Annotated in this window: 14 protein-coding genes; 8 read left to right on the top strand and 6 right to left on the bottom strand. The window is 67.2% G+C overall.

What is annotated here, in order from left to right; translation table 11 throughout:
• Positions 1 to 83 precede the first annotated feature (83 nt).
• Together IBJ82_RS21615 and IBJ82_RS21610 are read left to right on the top strand one after the other, a co-directional pair.
• Complete coding sequence (locus tag IBJ82_RS21615) at positions 84 to 1,565, top strand: FAD-dependent oxidoreductase (RefSeq protein ID WP_370585410.1); 1,482 nt, start codon at positions 84 to 86, stop codon at positions 1,563 to 1,565.
• Positions 1,566 to 1,710: 145 nt separating this feature from the next.
• The gene (locus IBJ82_RS21610; RefSeq protein ID WP_194827757.1) at positions 1,711 to 3,300 is read left to right on the top strand and encodes a GMC family oxidoreductase N-terminal domain-containing protein; all 1,590 of its coding nucleotides are present in this window, start codon (positions 1,711 to 1,713) and stop codon (positions 3,298 to 3,300) included.
• Between the two features lie 45 nt (positions 3,301 to 3,345).
• Here the strand turns inward: IBJ82_RS21610 and IBJ82_RS21605 are convergent, their stop codons facing one another.
• On the bottom strand, positions 3,346 to 3,690 hold the full coding sequence (locus IBJ82_RS21605) for a DoxX family protein (protein WP_194827756.1): 345 nt from the start codon (positions 3,688 to 3,690) through the stop codon (positions 3,346 to 3,348).
• Positions 3,691 to 3,811: 121 nt separating this feature from the next.
• Here IBJ82_RS21605 and IBJ82_RS21600 point away from each other — a divergent pair, with 121 nt between their 5' ends.
• Positions 3,812 to 4,690 carry a sigma-70 family RNA polymerase sigma factor gene (locus tag IBJ82_RS21600; RefSeq protein WP_194827755.1) on the top strand — a complete coding sequence of 293 codons (879 nt, stop codon included), beginning with the start codon at positions 3,812 to 3,814 and terminating at the stop codon, positions 4,688 to 4,690.
• A gap of 78 nt (positions 4,691 to 4,768) precedes the next feature.
• Here the strand turns inward: IBJ82_RS21600 and IBJ82_RS21595 are convergent, their stop codons facing one another.
• Complete coding sequence (locus tag IBJ82_RS21595) at positions 4,769 to 5,245, bottom strand: HAD-IIIC family phosphatase (RefSeq protein ID WP_194827754.1); 477 nt, start codon at positions 5,243 to 5,245, stop codon at positions 4,769 to 4,771.
• 233 nt (positions 5,246 to 5,478) lie between these two features.
• On the opposite strand from IBJ82_RS21595, the gene IBJ82_RS21590 reads away from it, so the two are divergent.
• A complete protein-coding gene (locus IBJ82_RS21590) occupies positions 5,479 to 6,654 on the top strand; it encodes a PucR family transcriptional regulator (RefSeq protein ID WP_370585409.1) in 1,176 nt (391 codons plus the stop codon).
• Positions 6,655 to 6,723: 69 nt separating this feature from the next.
• On the opposite strand, the gene IBJ82_RS21585 is transcribed toward IBJ82_RS21590, so the two are convergent.
• From IBJ82_RS21585 to IBJ82_RS21575, 3 genes are all read right to left on the bottom strand, one after another.
• A complete protein-coding gene (locus tag IBJ82_RS21585; RefSeq protein WP_194827752.1) occupies positions 6,724 to 7,905 on the bottom strand; it encodes a triacylglycerol lipase in 1,182 nt (393 codons plus the stop codon).
• Positions 7,906 to 8,186: 281 nt separating this feature from the next.
• Positions 8,187 to 9,551 carry a lipase family protein gene (locus IBJ82_RS21580; protein WP_194827751.1) on the bottom strand — a complete coding sequence of 455 codons (1,365 nt, stop codon included), beginning with the start codon at positions 9,549 to 9,551 and terminating at the stop codon, positions 8,187 to 8,189.
• Positions 9,552 to 9,802: 251 nt separating this feature from the next.
• Entirely contained in the window at positions 9,803 to 11,020 is a 1,218-nt protein-coding gene (locus tag IBJ82_RS21575) for a lipase family protein (protein WP_194827750.1), read from the bottom strand.
• Positions 11,021 to 11,298: 278 nt separating this feature from the next.
• Here IBJ82_RS21575 and IBJ82_RS21570 point away from each other — a divergent pair, with 278 nt between their 5' ends.
• The 4 genes from IBJ82_RS21570 to IBJ82_RS21555 all read left to right on the top strand — a co-directional run bounded on the left by IBJ82_RS21570 (position 11,299) and on the right by IBJ82_RS21555 (position 13,390).
• Entirely contained in the window at positions 11,299 to 11,550 is a 252-nt protein-coding gene (locus IBJ82_RS21570; RefSeq protein ID WP_194827749.1) for a hypothetical protein, read from the top strand.
• Between the two features lie 80 nt (positions 11,551 to 11,630).
• Positions 11,631 to 12,116 (top strand): DUF2599 domain-containing protein, encoded by a 486-nt coding sequence (locus IBJ82_RS21565; RefSeq protein WP_194827748.1) that lies wholly within the window; start codon positions 11,631 to 11,633, stop codon positions 12,114 to 12,116.
• A 10-nt stretch (positions 12,117 to 12,126) separates the two neighbouring features.
• The gene (locus tag IBJ82_RS21560) at positions 12,127 to 12,780 is read left to right on the top strand and encodes an NAD(P)-binding oxidoreductase (protein WP_194827747.1); all 654 of its coding nucleotides are present in this window, start codon (positions 12,127 to 12,129) and stop codon (positions 12,778 to 12,780) included.
• A 355-nt stretch (positions 12,781 to 13,135) separates the two neighbouring features.
• Positions 13,136 to 13,390, top strand: a complete 255-nt coding sequence (locus IBJ82_RS21555; protein ID WP_194827746.1) for a hypothetical protein — start codon at positions 13,136 to 13,138, stop codon at positions 13,388 to 13,390.
• A gap of 99 nt (positions 13,391 to 13,489) precedes the next feature.
• Here IBJ82_RS21555 and IBJ82_RS21550 read toward each other — a convergent pair whose 3' ends face one another.
• On the bottom strand, positions 13,490 to 14,374 hold the full coding sequence (locus IBJ82_RS21550; RefSeq protein ID WP_194827745.1) for a helix-turn-helix transcriptional regulator: 885 nt from the start codon (positions 14,372 to 14,374) through the stop codon (positions 13,490 to 13,492).
• Position 14,375: the final 1 nt, after the last annotated feature.

Raw genomic sequence — 14,375 nt, 5'->3', positions numbered from 1 at the left:
ACGTTCTTGTTTTGTCGCGCTATTGGCGGCACCATTCCAAGGATGGGCGGTAACGCCCGCACCCCGAGCACCGGAGGAAGCCCGTGAGCAACCAGCCACATCGGATCGATACCGTCCGCCCGCTGCGCGCGAGCGAGGTGACGCACTGGGATTTCGAGGCCGATGTGGTGGTGGCCGGTTTCGGCATCGCGGGCGTGTGCGCGTCGATCGAAGCCGCGCGGGCCGGTGCGAAGGTGCTCATCCTGGAACGAACCGGCGGCTGGGGCGGCGCGGCGGCATTGGCGGGCGGATTCGTCTACCTCGGTGGCGGCACACCGCTGCAGAAGGCGCTCGGATTCGACGACACCCCGGAGAACATGGCGGCGTTCCTCACCGCGGCGCTCGGGCCCGGCGTCGACGAGGCCAAGATCAACGACTACTGCGCGGGCAGCGTCGAGCACTACAACTGGCTCGTCGACTGCGGTGTGCCGTTCAAGGAGTCGTTCTGGGGCGAGCCGGGCTGGGAGCCCCCGCACGACGAAGGTCTGATGTACTCCGGCGGCGAGAACTCCGCTCCGTTCCTCGACATCGCCGAACCCGCTCCGCGCGGCCATGTTCCGGAGCTGGCGGGCAAGAAGATCGGTGAGCGCAGCGGCGGCTACATGCTGATGAAGCCACTCGCCGACACCGTCGCCGAGCTCGAGATCGACGTCGAGTACGACACCCGTATCCGTCGGCTCGTCGTCGACGAAGAGGACCGGGTGGTGGGCGTGCTGGCCACCACCTACGGCAAGCCCGTCGCCGTGCGGGCCGCGCGCGGTGTGGTGCTGGCGACCGGCAGTTTCGCCTACGACACCGAGATGATCGACCGCTACACCCCGCGGCTGAGCGGCAGGCCAGGTGCGGCCATCGAGGAACACGACGGCATCGGCATTCGGCTGGCCCAAGCGCTCGGCGCCGAGCTCGCGCACATGGACGCCAGCGAGGTGGCCATCTTCGGCGATCCGCAGATGATGGCGCGCGGCATCCTCGTCAACGGACGCGGTCAGCGCTTCGTCACCGAGGACACCTACCCCGGCCGGATCGGTCAGGCGACGCTGCTGCAGAACGGCAACCAGGCGTTCCTGATCATCGACGAGACCTCGCTCGAGGAGGCGCTCGCGACCGAGAGCGCCACCCCGTTCTTCCGCTTCCAGCCGAAGTGGGTCGCCGAGACGGTCGCCGAACTCGAGGCCGAGATGGGGCTGCCCGCACAAACATTGCAGACCACCGTCGCCACCTACAACCAGCACGCCGAGCAGGGCACCGATCCGCTGCTGGGCAAGAAGCCCGAATGGGTGCGCCCGATCAAGGGGTCGCTGGCCTGCTTCGACCTGCGCGGGCTCACCGCCGGGTTCACCCTGGGCGGGCTGCGCACCGACCTGGATTCGCGGGTGCTGCACGTGAGCGGTGAGCCGATCGAGGGCCTGTTCGCGGCCGGTCGCTGTACCTCGGGACTGTGTTCCTACGGCTACGTCAGTGGGGCCTCGCTCGGCGACGGCAGCTTCTACGGCCGTCGCGCGGGTAAAGCCGCCGCAGCGGGCTGAACCACGCACGACCCACCGTCGGCCTTCTGTCAGTACTCTGCTTGCAGCGTCACGCCAGACGACGAGTCCGGCTGGGCTCGCGGTCTTTTCACGCCCGTGAGCAGGCGCGCCGAACGACAGACGCAGTGCAGATCGGAGTTGGACAGTGCAAGCAGGTGGGACGTCCGCGGATTACGTGATCGTCGGCTCCGGATCCGCGGGGGCGGTGCTCGCGAATCGGCTCAGTGCCGACCCGGGCACCACGGTCGTTCTGTTGGAGGCCGGCCCGGCCGACGACGACAAATTCGCCCATATTCCGGCCGCGTTCTCGAAGCTGTTTCGTAGCGAGCGCGATTGGGACTATCTGACCGAGCCGCAGGCCGAGCTCGGCGACCGCCAGATCTACTGGCCGCGCGGCAAGACCTTCGGCGGCTCGTCATCGATGAACGCGATGATGTGGGTGCGTGGTTTCCGCGCCGACTACGAGGAATGGGGGCTACTGGCGGGCGAGAAGTGGAACTTCGCCGCCGCGGTGGAACAGTTCCGCAAGATCGAGAACGTCCAGGACGCGCAGTTCCCCGACGAAGGTTCCAAGGGACCGCAGCACGTACAGCGCCAGCGCAGCCCGCGCGCGTCGACGCACGCGTTCCTCGAGGCCGCGCGCCAAGCGGGCCACGACCTGGAATCGGCGAATCGGCCCGCGCCCGAAGGCTTCACCCAAACCATGGTGACCCAGCGTGACGGCAGGCGCTGGAGCACCGCCGACGGGTACCTGCGTCCTGCGATGAAGCGGCCGAACCTGACCGTGCTGGCCGAGTCGCTGGCCACCCGCGTGCTGTTCGAGGGCACCAAGGCCACCGGCGTGGAGTACCGCAACGGCGAGCAGACACTCACCGTGACCGCGAATCGCGAGGTCATCCTGTGCGGTGGCGCGGTGAACAGCCCTCAGCTGCTGCAGCTTTCGGGCATCGGCGATCAGGACGAGCTGAAAGAACACGGCATCGAGCTGGTCGCCCACTCCCCCGAGGTCGGCGCGAACCTGCAGGACCACCTCATCTCGGCGCTGGGCTACAGCGTGGAATCGGACTCGCTGTTCACCGCGGAGAAGCCCCTCGAACTGGTCAACTACCTGGTCCGCCACCGTGGCATGCTCACCTCCAATGTTGGTGAGGCCTACGGTTTCGTGCGCAGCGAACCCGACCTCGAGCACCCCGATCTGGAGCTGATCTACGCACCGGCGCCGTTCTATCACGAGGGTCTGGTCGAGGCCACCGAACACGGTGTGGTGCTCGGCGCGATCCTGCTTCGCCCGCGCAGTCGCGGCAAGATCAGCCTGGCCTCGGCCGATCCGACCGCCAAGCCGGTGATCGATCCGCGGTATCTGTCCGATCCCGAAGGTGCCGACCGGGCCGCGCTGACCACCGGACTTCGGGCGTGTGCCGGGCTCGCCGGGCAGCCCGCGCTCAAGAGCGCGCTCGGCGCGCTGATCTACCCGCCCGAGGCACCCGACGACCTCGAGGCCACCATCGCGCTGACCATCGAACAGTTCTCGCACACCCTCTACCACCCGATCGGCACCTGCCGGATGGGCACCGACGCCGCCAGCGTCGTCACCCCGGACCTGAAGGTCCGCGGTGTCGAGGGGCTGCGCGTCGCCGACGCCTCGGTGATGCCGCTGATCATCCGCGGCCACACCAACGCCCCCGCCATCTTCATCGGCGAACAGGCCGCGGATTTCATCCTGGCCGACGCCTGACCTAGGTGATGGTGGCGCGCCCGCGACGGCGCGCCACCACGTGCCTCATGCCACCGCGAGGCCCAGCGAAGCGGCCGCGAGCAGCAGATACGGCAGCGGGTAACCCAGATCCGAGTACCGGCGCGAGCGTGCGACCGTGAATTCGGCAGCGACGAAATACAGCACGAGCCCGGCCGCGGCAGCCACCGCCAGCGGCCGATAGGCCAGGCCGGCGAGCAGACCGAGCCCACCCACCGCCTTGATCAGGGCCAGCGGCGTGAGCGTCCACGGGGCGACGCCGTAGTGGCGCATGTTCTCGCGTACCCAGTCGGCACGAACGACGTCGATCAGCGCGGCTGCCAAGGCAGCCACCGCGGCGAGCACGGTGACGACAACATAGGTGGTGTGCATCGAATCAGGTCCTCCGGTTTCGGGGTGATCGGCCGCCTCTGCCATCGTGGAGACAGCCGCCGTGATCGGACAGCGAGTGCCGTCCATTCGATAGACGACCGGCGTGAGCGAAAGGTGACCGATGCGCGCGGACCGGAACCGAGCATCGGCGGGCGCGTTCGAACAACGGCGCGATCGCCTGCGCGGTGTCGCCTTTCGGATGCTGGGGTCCGGGGCCGAAGCCGAGGACGCGGTCCAGGAGGCATGGTTGCGGTTGGCCGCGACCGACGCCGAGATCGCCGATCTCGACGGCTGGCTCACCACGGTGGTCTCGCGGATCTGTCTCGATATGCTGCGCACCCGTGCTCGCCGCGCCGAGGTCGCGGCGCCGGACGCGCCCGCGCGGGCGGCGACCGGCGCGGGCATCGACCCCGAAGCCGAAGCACTGCGGGCGGATTCCGTCGGACGGGCCCTGCTGGTGGTTCTCGACGCGCTCGGGCCCGAGGAACGGGTCGCCTTCGTTCTGCACGACCTGTTCGCCGTGCCGTTCGCCGAAATCGCGCCGATGCTCGGACGCACTCCCGCCACCACCAAGAAGCTCGCCAGTCGCGCACGGCTGCGGGTGCACGCGCCCGCCCGGATCGAGCCGACCGAACTGCTCGCGCATCAGGCCGCGGTGACGGCCTTCGTGCGGGCTGCCCGTGGGGGCGATCTCGGCGGACTGTTGGCGGTGCTCGCGCCGGATGTGGTGCGCACCGCCGACCCATCGGCGCTGTCGCCCGGGATGGCCGTCGTCGTGCGCGGGGCCAGGGCCGTGGCGGAGGGCGCCCTCGCACTGCGCCGCCGGTCACGCGATGCGGTGCTGGTCCTCGTCGACGGCAGGCCCGGCCTGGTCATGGCGGGTGCGGGCGGCCCAGTCTTCGCGGTGACGTTCCTGGTGCGCGACGGGCAGATCGCGGCTTACGACGTGGTGGCCTCGCCACAACGTTTGGCCGCGCTCACGCTGTCGCTGCTGCCATGATCAGGGCTGCGACAATGACCGGATCCCGGCCATTGTGGCACTCGATGCAATGATGCGGCTGGTGCGGATTCGTCCCACTCAGAAGGCGGGGACGCGGGCGAATCCCAACGGCGGGGTCGGTACGGGGCCGGACCGCAGGTCGTGCCGGAAATCGGGCAGCAGCGGGAGCATGTCGACATTGCGAGCGGCATAGCAACGCACCATCGGCAGCGCGCGCGAGACCTCGGCACGCTCGACCGGCTCGGCATCCACGAACGCGAGTGCGTCGAGGCCGAGGCCGAGGGTGCCTGCGATCCGGACGATCGAGGCGGATTTGCGACCCCAGCCGACCTCGACCGCCGAGAACATCTCGTACAGACCGTGGCGGTAGAGCGTGCGCAGGGTTCTGGCCCGGTCACCGCGCGCGGCGACAGCATGCAGCACACCGCGCTCGCTCAGTTTCGTCAGCGTGCGCAGTGCCGGTGGGCGCGGCGTGGTGCCGGTCTCGTCATGGACGACACCCTCCCACAGGGTCTCGTCCAGTTCCCAGACCAGACAACGGACGGCAGGTCGCATGGCGCTGAACTCTACAACCACTCATAGCGAAGAACCAGACTTGTGACCGGTCACTACGCCGACCTCCAGTCGTGGGCCCCGTACCCAGAACCTGACAATCCATTCCGGTTTCCTTTGTAGTTCGTTAGGGTGAGGTTCGCTGGACAGCGGGGGGTACAGCCGAAACTGGCGAAGGGAAATAGATGTCCGTCCACAATCCACCCCGACCGTCGTTGACCGTCTCGGGCAGGCCTATGTCGTTGCCACTCAAGGACGTTCGCGCGCTGTCGCGTCAGATGGTCGGCCATTTCGTCGCCAACGTCGCACCGTGCGGCACGCTACCGGGTGACGCCATCTCCGGTGATGTGACCACGATCACCCGGATCTGCCTGGAATTCGCCGTCGGCATGCTCGATGGGCGCGACGTCCCCAGTCAGCTGCAGCGTCTGCAGGACGCGGCGAGCGCGTGGGCCCGTGAGGGCGTGCCGATCGACACGATCCACCACTCGATCGCCGAGGGCTTCAAAATGGGCCTCGACCTGGTGGTATCGAGCGCCTCCGGGAAGGACTTCGACAGTCTCGTCGGCGGCGTCAAGGTCGTGATGGAACTGCTCGACACGATCACCGCCCAGATCTCGATGGCCTATGTCCGTGAGCTCCGCGGTGTGGTCAGCGAACACCACACCGCCGTCCACACCCTCACCTCGGCGCTGCTCGGCGGTCACAGCACCTCGACGATGGCCCGCGAATGCGGCATCACGATCGCCGAGACCTACGCGGTCTTCGCCCTGTCGATCCCACAGCACCGCGAGGAAGCCAATCCGGCGCTGGATTCGAAGGTCGTCGCCCGCCGTAAGCTGCGCCGGGTGCAGGCCGAGCTGGCCAAGCGTTGCGGCGACTCGGCGTTGTCGCTGCTCAGCGTCGACGGCGGGACCGTGCTCATCCCGGCCGAGACGTTCGACCGCGAGGGTCTGACCGCACTGGTGGCCCAGCTCTCCCAGGCCGCACAGGTCGGCATCACCGCCGCGATGGTCGAAACGACCACCACCGGGGTCCCCGATGCCGCCGACCAGGCCCACGAATTGCTGGACATGGTGCAGCGGCTCGAGGTGACCTCGGGTCTGTACCGCTTCGACGAGCTCGCCCTGGAATACCAGCTGACCCGCCCCGGCCCCGGCCGCGAATTCCTCGGCTCGCTGCTGGATCCGCTGGATCAGTACCCCGAGCTGCTCGAAACCCTGCAGCGCCATATCGCCAACAACCTCAACCGCCAGCGCACCGCTCGCGTACTGCACGTACACACCAATACCGTCGACTACCGGCTCAAGCGGATCGGCCAGCTCACCGGGTTCGATCCCACCCAGCCTTCGGGGCTGTGGTACCTGCGCTCCGCACTGGTCGCGCGCAGCTACCGTTCCGTCCCTGTCTGATCCCGAACATGATGAAGGCGCTGTCCACATGATGTGGACAGCGCCTTCGTCGTTGTCAGCCCGAACGGGTCAGATCGAACCGCCGCCACCGACGAGCCACGGGTTGAACGCGCAGGTCAACTGCGGGTTCTGGACCGGGTCGAGCGCACGAAGCGCGATCGACAAGGCACGCGGGGAGTACATCATCGTCAAGTGATCGGAGATGTCCTGCTCGCAGCCGTCCTGCAGCGTGATGTTGGTGACGTGCGCCCCCGGGCCTGCCTTGATGAAGGTCAGCTCGTAGGGGTTGGTGACCTCGTCGTACCGGGTACCGACCACGGTGTAATCGACGCCGGCGACAGTGTCACCTCCTGCGTTGAGGTTGTTGACGAAATCCGAGCCGATGGTCTGCTGGATACCCGCGTGCCCGACGAAGATCTCGATCGGGCCGAGGATGTCGATACCCAGGTTGTTGATCATGCGGCCCAGCGCGCCGATCCCGTCGAGGCTGGTGCCGTGATGCGTGGCGCCGAAGGTGATCAGCTTGTTCACCTTCGCCGCGCCGCCCTCGAACTTGGTGTAGTAATTCGCCATCGCCCCACCCTGCGAGTGCGCGACGATGTCGACCTCGGCGGTGCCGGTGGCCGCGAGGACCCGGTCGATGAACGCGGCGGTCTGCTCGGCCGAATCCTCGATGTAGCCGGTGCCCATCACGCCGGGCAGGAACGAACCGACGCCGCCACCCTCCATGATGTTCGAGCGACCGTAGTTGAACGTGAATGTGCAGTAACCGGCGTCCTTGATCGGCTGACCCATGTAGGCGTAGCCGTTGTAGGCGTTCATCCAGGTGCCGTGCAGCAGCACGACCGGGCGAGGGTGCTCGGCGGTCGGCTTGCAGTTCCAGTCGTTCGTCCCGGGCGCGGCGGCATCGGGATTGCCGAGGCCGTAGGCGAACGCGGCGAGGAACGCCGTCGACTCCGGCCCATATGCGCCGGGATCGGAGGAATAGCCGCCCGAGGAACCCGAGCTGGAACCCGAACCGCCGTAGCAGTCACCGGACCCGTTACCGGACCCGGCACCGCTGCCGGAGGTGCACGCCGAACCGGACCCGGCGACCTGGCGGCCTTCCGAGACGATGGCGGCGAGATCCTGCTCGGTCGGCGCCGCAGCGGGAGCCGCGCTCGCCCCCGGCCCGGTGAACACCATGGAGAGGGCGCCGACTCCGGCGAAGACCGCCGTGTGCAGCGTGCGCCTGCGACTGGGAGTTTTCATGTGTTGACTTGTCTTCCTGTGCGATTCGAATATTCGTCGCCCATTTCCTGCCGGGAGAACGAATGGCTTGTCGAAACCGCCCAAAACATAAGCCGCAGAATTCCTTACGAGACGATTGTCACGTCCGGTCTGGGCAGGTCACCACGCCTTCTCGAAAACTGCCATGACGAGGCACATTAAAATTTCCAGCTCTCCGGTATCCCCGGAATTCGAGCCACAAAGCCGCACTGTGTCCAACCATCAGGTTCCGCGAAAAGCTCTGTGAATTATCATCTCGCCGTTCAGCATTCGCTGCGCGCGGCGACCCCGAGGAGTCGCTCGTCGAGCCACACCATCGCTTCCGGATACCCGGTCACCGCACCGATGATGTGTTCACCGAGCACACCGCGATAGACCGCGGTGGCACCGAGTTCGCACTGCTCGGTGTAGAGATTGTGAGCGCCCTCCGCGGGGATCCAGAATTCCTGGTCACCGTTGTAGATGTAGAGCGGAGTAGCTGACCGAAGACCTTGCATCCGGGTGATCTCGTAGATGTCGGTGGCCAGTTCCGAACGCAGCGGGTCGGCGATATTGGCCCCGACGTCGATCGGCAGGTGCAAAATCCCCGGCACCGCGAACACGCTGGCGCACGTATCTTTCATGAACGAGGTCGTGACCCACCGGCCGAGATTGTTCATCGCAGCGAGGATTTCGGGGCGCTCGCGGCCGATCGCGAAGGTCGCGGCCATAAATATTCCGGATGCGAGGTTGGCATTCATACTGCGCGAGAGGATTTCGAAGTCAGCCGGCACGCCGCCCAGTGCCGCGCCGACGATCACGTCGGCCAGTTCCGGTGCGTAGGAGTCGATCAGCTTGGCCGCACCGTGGGTGGCGATCGCACCGCCGGAGTACCCGGTCATCGCGAAGCGGCTCTCGCCGTAGGACATCGGGTCGATACCGCGCACCGCTCTGATCGAGTCGAGTACCGCGTGCCCGGCGACATACGGTTCGGCATAGGCCATCCACGGGCCCTCGTGGTCGGGCACCAGGACCGCGTACCCGCGCAGGACCGCCAGCTGGGTGGTCGGCGGAAGGAATTCCGTCGCACTCGACTGCGATGTCAGACCGTGCGTCAGTGAGTATCCCGGGGTGCACTTGCGGCCGAGCGCGTCGATCGGAAGGTTGTTCACCAGCACGGGGCGGTCCCCCGGCCCGGTCCACTCGGTGGCGGGCACGATCAGGGTCGCGGTGGCATAGGACGGCCTGCCCTGCGCGTCTTCGGTGCGGAACTTCAGCAGCGTCGCCGAGCGGATGGGCACCACCGTCAACCAGGCCGCGGTCGCGGTGATGTCGCGGGATTCGATCAGATCACCAGGCGATAACTCCGCCAGCCCCGCAGGCCACTGGTCGAAGATCGGATCACCCACCGCCGAGGGCAACACCGCCGCGTGCAGCGCCGCGAGCTCGGCGGCCGGATCGGCGGCGTCGGGCTGGATCGGCGAGGGCAGCACCTGGTCGATCCAGCGCTGTAGATCAGGCAGGAATCCGGGTGTCCCCACCTGTGGCACCGGAAATTCCTGGGTCGGCGGCGGATTCGCGGCGGCGGTGCCTGCCGCGAACGAGAAGAGCAGCAGCATCGAACCGACAAGTACTCGAACAGATCTCATGGCACACACGCCTTCGGGTGGCAACGGATTCGTCGATGACGTGCCACCATGCGGTGCTTCGACCCCGCCGAAACTCCCCCACCGCGCCGTCGTCAGAGCAATTACGCTACGGGCAGGCGATCCCTGACTTCGGCGTTGTGCCCGAGTCGTGTGCGCAATGCCGCTGTATCGCAACAAGAATCGACCCGGCGCACCACGAATCGGTCCGGATCCGCTCGGGGCGCGCGGATCCGGACCGATCGAAACCGGACTCAGCAGGTGCTGGGCGCCGGTTCCCCCTGCAGCCGGGCGTCGAGCCAACTCAGCGCGGAAGGCAGTCCGAGCACAGCTGCGGTCAGGTGGTCCGGGGTCGGTGTCTGCTGGCTGACAACCTTGGACCCCGCAGCACACCACCGATGCATCGTCGAGGTGATCGCATCGACCGGGATGAGACCGTCGATCGGCGAATGCCATTCGAAGACAGGCATTGTCGGCGCACCGGGATAGAGCTCGAGGCTGTTCTCCTCCACCACGGCGCGCGCTTGGGGATCGCTCACCAGCGAGGTGGTGGCCGCGAAGTCCAGGATGCCGCGTCCCGCTCCGGCTCCGAGAATGTCGTTGGTGCAGGCATCACGGATCGACGCGCGGGCCGCCAGGCCGCTGGTATTCATCTGATCGCTGATCGGAAACCGTTGCGGGTATTCACGTTCCAGGCCGATCCCCGCGGCCAGCGCGAGCCCGAACACCGGATGCGAACCGAAGCCGAGCCCCTCGAGCATCGACACCAGGTTCATCGGCACCCCACCCATCGCCGCCCCCGCGATCTCCAGCTCGGGTGCGTACTCGGGCTGCAGTGCCGCCGCCCACGCCGTCGCCATGCCGCCACCGGAGTACCCGGCCATCGCCACCCGGCTGCCGCCGATCCGCAGCTGTTCGACCTGGCGCACCGCCCGGATCCCGTCGAGGGTCACCTGACCACCCAATTTCGCCGCGCCATAAGCGAAATTGGGCCCGAGGTGATCGGGCACGGCCATCGTCCAGCCACGCTTGAGCGCGTAGTTCCAGGCCACCGCCTCGCGCACCATCAGGTCCGGATCGTCGGTGTAGAGGACTTTGGAGACCGAGCACCGGGTGCCGAGCCCGTTGATGATGTGCTGATAAGACAGCACGGGGGCATCGGCGCGGTGATTGTTCGGCTGCAGCACCGTGGTCGTCGCGGCGATCGGGTCGCCCGCGGAGTTGGTGGAGCGGAACTGGATCAGGGTGATCGTGGTGTCGGGAAACATCGCCAGCGGCGGCATCGGCCGCACGCCGAGCACGTCTCCGGGCTGGTGATCGTCGAGGTCGGCCGGCTGGCTGTAGAAGGGGTCGGGGTCGGCAGTCGGGTACAGGGGTGTGGTGTGGCCCGCCGCGGCGGAGGCCATGGTGAGCACCGCCGCCGCCAGGCAGACCGATAGTGTCCGGCGTGGCCGAGCGCGTCCCCAGATCATGCGGCTGTCCCTCCCGTGTCGCTGCTGTCAAAAGCGATCCTCGCCGGTACCGTGGCTCCCCGTCGACGGGTCGCCGCGAACATCGGCGGAGCTCACAACCTGCTTGCCACATGGTTGTGACCGGAGGGCAGCGCGCGCCCATATGGGGGGCGCACCGCCGCGGCGACAGGTGGATTGTGAGATCTCCAAGCGAAATCGGAACGTGTTCCTCTCCATGGTGCAGGCCCTACCGTCGAGTAGGAAGGCGCTCACCAGTGCCGGGGCGAAAGGAGCACGCCATGATTCCCACCGACGAGAACATCGCCGCCACCCTCCACCGCATCGACCCGAACGAGATACCGACCCGGCGGATCACGGTCTACTTCGACGGCCCGACACCCGAGGACGCACTGGTCCTCGAATACGCCGCGACCCAGGCCGAGGCGTGGGAGTTCACCTCGGCGGCCGTGCACTCCGGCCTGCAGGTCACCGTCGACGGTCAGGTCGCCCCCGGACTGCGCCGGTTGCCCTGCCGGTCCCTGTGGCACTGACGATCGCGACACCGCTGCGCCGACCGCATTAGGCTGTCGGGGCGGGCGCTCGTCGGCCCGCGACGACAGAAAGGGCGTTCGTGACACGGTGGCAGTTCCGGCTCGTACTCGCCGCGGTAGCCGTGCTCACCGGTTGCGGCTCGGCCGACACCCCGGAGGTCGCGACCCCGTCCAGCACCGCCGCTCCGACGACAACCACCACCAAGCGGGTGCCCGCCACCATCGCACCGCCCACCACGACGGTCGATCCCTACGCCGGCCTGCCCCTCATCGACCACGTGAGCTGGACCGAGAACGTCGACGGTCCCCGCCTGCTCGTCGTCCCTACCCAGGCGGGCCGCAAAACGGGCGCTCCCGGCACCGACGAGCTGGCCTGGCAGGAAGTGCGCGCTCTCGACGCCGACGCCGACGCGCCGGGCATGCGCGACCAGTTCCTGTGCCACTGGGTGTGGGCGAGGATGGTCGCACCCGACAAACCGAGCTGGAATCTCGAGCCGTGGCGTCCCGACGTCGGCTATCAGGCTACGGTGGCGGCGAACTGCAATCCCGGAGGCCCCGAACGCTGATAGGAGCACCATGCGCATCGTCATCGCCGGTGGACACGGCAAAATCGCCCTCCTGCTCGCCCAGTTACTGACCCGGCGCGGTGACCACGTCCACGCGCTCATCCGCGACCAGGGCCAGGCCGCCGATATCGCCGCGACCGGCGGCGTCCCGGTGGTCTACGACATGGAGCGCGACACCCCCGCCGACCTCGCGGCCGCCCTCGCGGGCTCGGACGCGGTGGTATTCGCGGCGGGCGCGGGCGCGGGCAGCGGTGCGGCGCGCAAATACACCGTCGACCTCAACGGTTCGGTGCAACTCGCCGACGCCGCCGAGCAGACCGGCGTGGCGCGGTTCGTGCAGATTTCGACGATGGGCGCCGGCAGCCCACCCGCCGCGGGAACCGACGAGGTGTGGGCCGCCTATATCGACGCCAAGACCCGCGCCGAAGAGGATCTGCGGACCCGCGATCTGGACTGGACGATCCTGCGTCCCGGTCAGCTCACCGACACCGAAGGCAACGGTCTGATCACGCTCGGACCGCCGCCGATTCCGCGCGATTCGGTGCCGCGCGCCGACGTCGCCGCGACGCTCGCATCGATCTTGGTCGCGGACAACACTTTTCGCCGCACTCTCGAGCTGGTATCCGGATCGCAGCCCATCGACCCGGCCGTCGCGGCCATTTGATAACCAGAAATTAACTATCGCAGCATATTTCGCCCGATGGACACAATCGCCACCCCTCGGGGACATTACGTCGTCACCCGATGAACACTGTTAACCGCCGGTCACGCCACTATCCGAGCGCCACTCTCGGCGGGGGCGGTGCCACCACCCCCGATTCGCCGCTCAGAAGCCGGGTAATGCGCTGCATCGAGACGGAATCGATAGTGCAGATGTGCTTGCATCTGAAAGTGCCTCCGTCCTAAACTCAGGGCCGCAACACAATTCAGGGGATAGTCAGGGGAGGCCGCGAGCGGCACACCCGGGGTCAGGATTGCCTTGGGTTTGCCACTGCCTGAGAAGCACAGGGGCATTTGTCATGAACAACACCAAAGGCCGGTCCGGCCTCGCTGATCTCGCAGCGGCCACTCACGCCGAGACCACCCAGTGGTCGAGGGAAAGCGCGGTCGCCTTCGTCATCGACGCCGTGGAATCCACCGGCGCGGCGACCCGCAACGATTTCGATATCGACCGGATCGTGACCACCGCACACGACCTGGCCGACGATTGGGATCTGCAGATGCTGACCCCGGATACTTTCTGGCGAATCGCCGCCGGCTGCATCCGATACTGACCATCGAGTCGGTATCCGACGATCGACTGCGCGATATTCAGTGCAGTCCGATCCAGTTCTCGGTGTCGAATCCGCTCGGCCGTCGATCTTGTTCGGCCGTCACTCCCGCTCGGCGTAGGACAACAGGATCTCGCGCGAGCGATCCGGCCGTTCGGCCTGGACGCTGAGCTGATCCATCACTGTCAGATACATCGCGAGGTCCTGACGACGCTCGAGGTAGAGCGCGCTGGTGAGTTGCTCGAGGTAGACGATGTCGGGCAGTTCCGGCTCGCCGAAGCGCAGAATGCTGAACGAGCTGCCCGCGGCCGCGTGCCCGCCCGCCGCATACGGCAATACCTGCACCGTCACGTTCGGCAGCTCCGACAGTTCGGCCAGATGGCGCAGCTGGGCCCGGTGCACCTCGCGCCCACCGATCGGACGATGCAGCACGGCCTCGTCGATCACCGCCCACACCACCGGCGGGTCGATCCGGCGTAGGACATCCTGGCGCAACTGCCGAACCTGGACCCGACGGTCGGTTTCGGCGTCGTCGAAACCGAGGCTGACAATCGCCCTGGTGTACTCCGGCGTCTGCAGCAGGCCGGGCACCAGCTGTGCCTCATAGGTGCGGATCTGGCTGGCCGCTTGCTCGAGCCCTAGGTAGGTACTGAACCACGACGGCAGCAGATCGCTGTAGCGATGCCACCAACCGGGTTCACTTGCCTGCCTCGCCAATTCGAAGAACGAGGTACGTTCCACCGGATCGTGCACGCCGTAGAGCGTGAGCAGATCCCGGATGTCGCGTTCCTTGAAACCGGTGCGACCCAACTCGAGTCGACTGATCTTGGCGTGCGAGCCACGGATCGCATCACCCGCGGCCTCGCGGGTGATGCCTTTGCTCTCGCGTAGCTTGCGCAACTGGCCACCGAGCGCAATGCGCAACACGGTGGGGCCGCGGTCGACCACAGGTTGCACGCGACCGATCTCGTCGGGTTCAGCCGTCATG

The organism is Nocardia sp. XZ_19_231, from assembly GCF_015355705.1.
Lineage (GTDB): Bacteria > Actinomycetota > Actinomycetes > Mycobacteriales > Mycobacteriaceae > Nocardia > Nocardia salmonicida.
This window is presented reverse-complemented; position numbering and strand designations above follow the sequence as displayed.

What these genes read in the sequence shown, in the direction of transcription:
- IBJ82_RS21605 (WP_194827756.1), bottom strand. Translation starts at nt 3,690, where the DNA reads ATGCACACCACCTATGTTGTCGTCACCGTGCTCGCCGCGGTGGCTGCC.
- IBJ82_RS21600 (WP_194827755.1), top strand. Translation starts at nt 3,812, where the DNA reads ATGCGCGCGGACCGGAACCGAGCATCGGCGGGCGCGTTCGAACAACGG.
- IBJ82_RS21595 (WP_194827754.1), bottom strand. Translation starts at nt 5,245, where the DNA reads ATGCGACCTGCCGTCCGTTGTCTGGTCTGGGAACTGGACGAGACCCTG.
- IBJ82_RS21590 (WP_370585409.1), top strand. Translation starts at nt 5,479, where the DNA reads ATGTCGTTGCCACTCAAGGACGTTCGCGCGCTGTCGCGTCAGATGGTC.
- IBJ82_RS21585 (WP_194827752.1), bottom strand. Translation starts at nt 7,905, where the DNA reads ATGAAAACTCCCAGTCGCAGGCGCACGCTGCACACGGCGGTCTTCGCC.
- IBJ82_RS21580 (WP_194827751.1), bottom strand. Translation starts at nt 9,551, where the DNA reads ATGAGATCTGTTCGAGTACTTGTCGGTTCGATGCTGCTGCTCTTCTCG.
- IBJ82_RS21575 (WP_194827750.1), bottom strand. Translation starts at nt 11,020, where the DNA reads ATGATCTGGGGACGCGCTCGGCCACGCCGGACACTATCGGTCTGCCTG.
- IBJ82_RS21570 (WP_194827749.1), top strand. Translation starts at nt 11,299, where the DNA reads ATGATTCCCACCGACGAGAACATCGCCGCCACCCTCCACCGCATCGAC.
- IBJ82_RS21560 (WP_194827747.1), top strand. Translation starts at nt 12,127, where the DNA reads ATGCGCATCGTCATCGCCGGTGGACACGGCAAAATCGCCCTCCTGCTC.
- IBJ82_RS21555 (WP_194827746.1), top strand. Translation starts at nt 13,136, where the DNA reads ATGAACAACACCAAAGGCCGGTCCGGCCTCGCTGATCTCGCAGCGGCC.
- IBJ82_RS21550 (WP_194827745.1), bottom strand. Translation starts at nt 14,374, where the DNA reads ATGACGGCTGAACCCGACGAGATCGGTCGCGTGCAACCTGTGGTCGAC.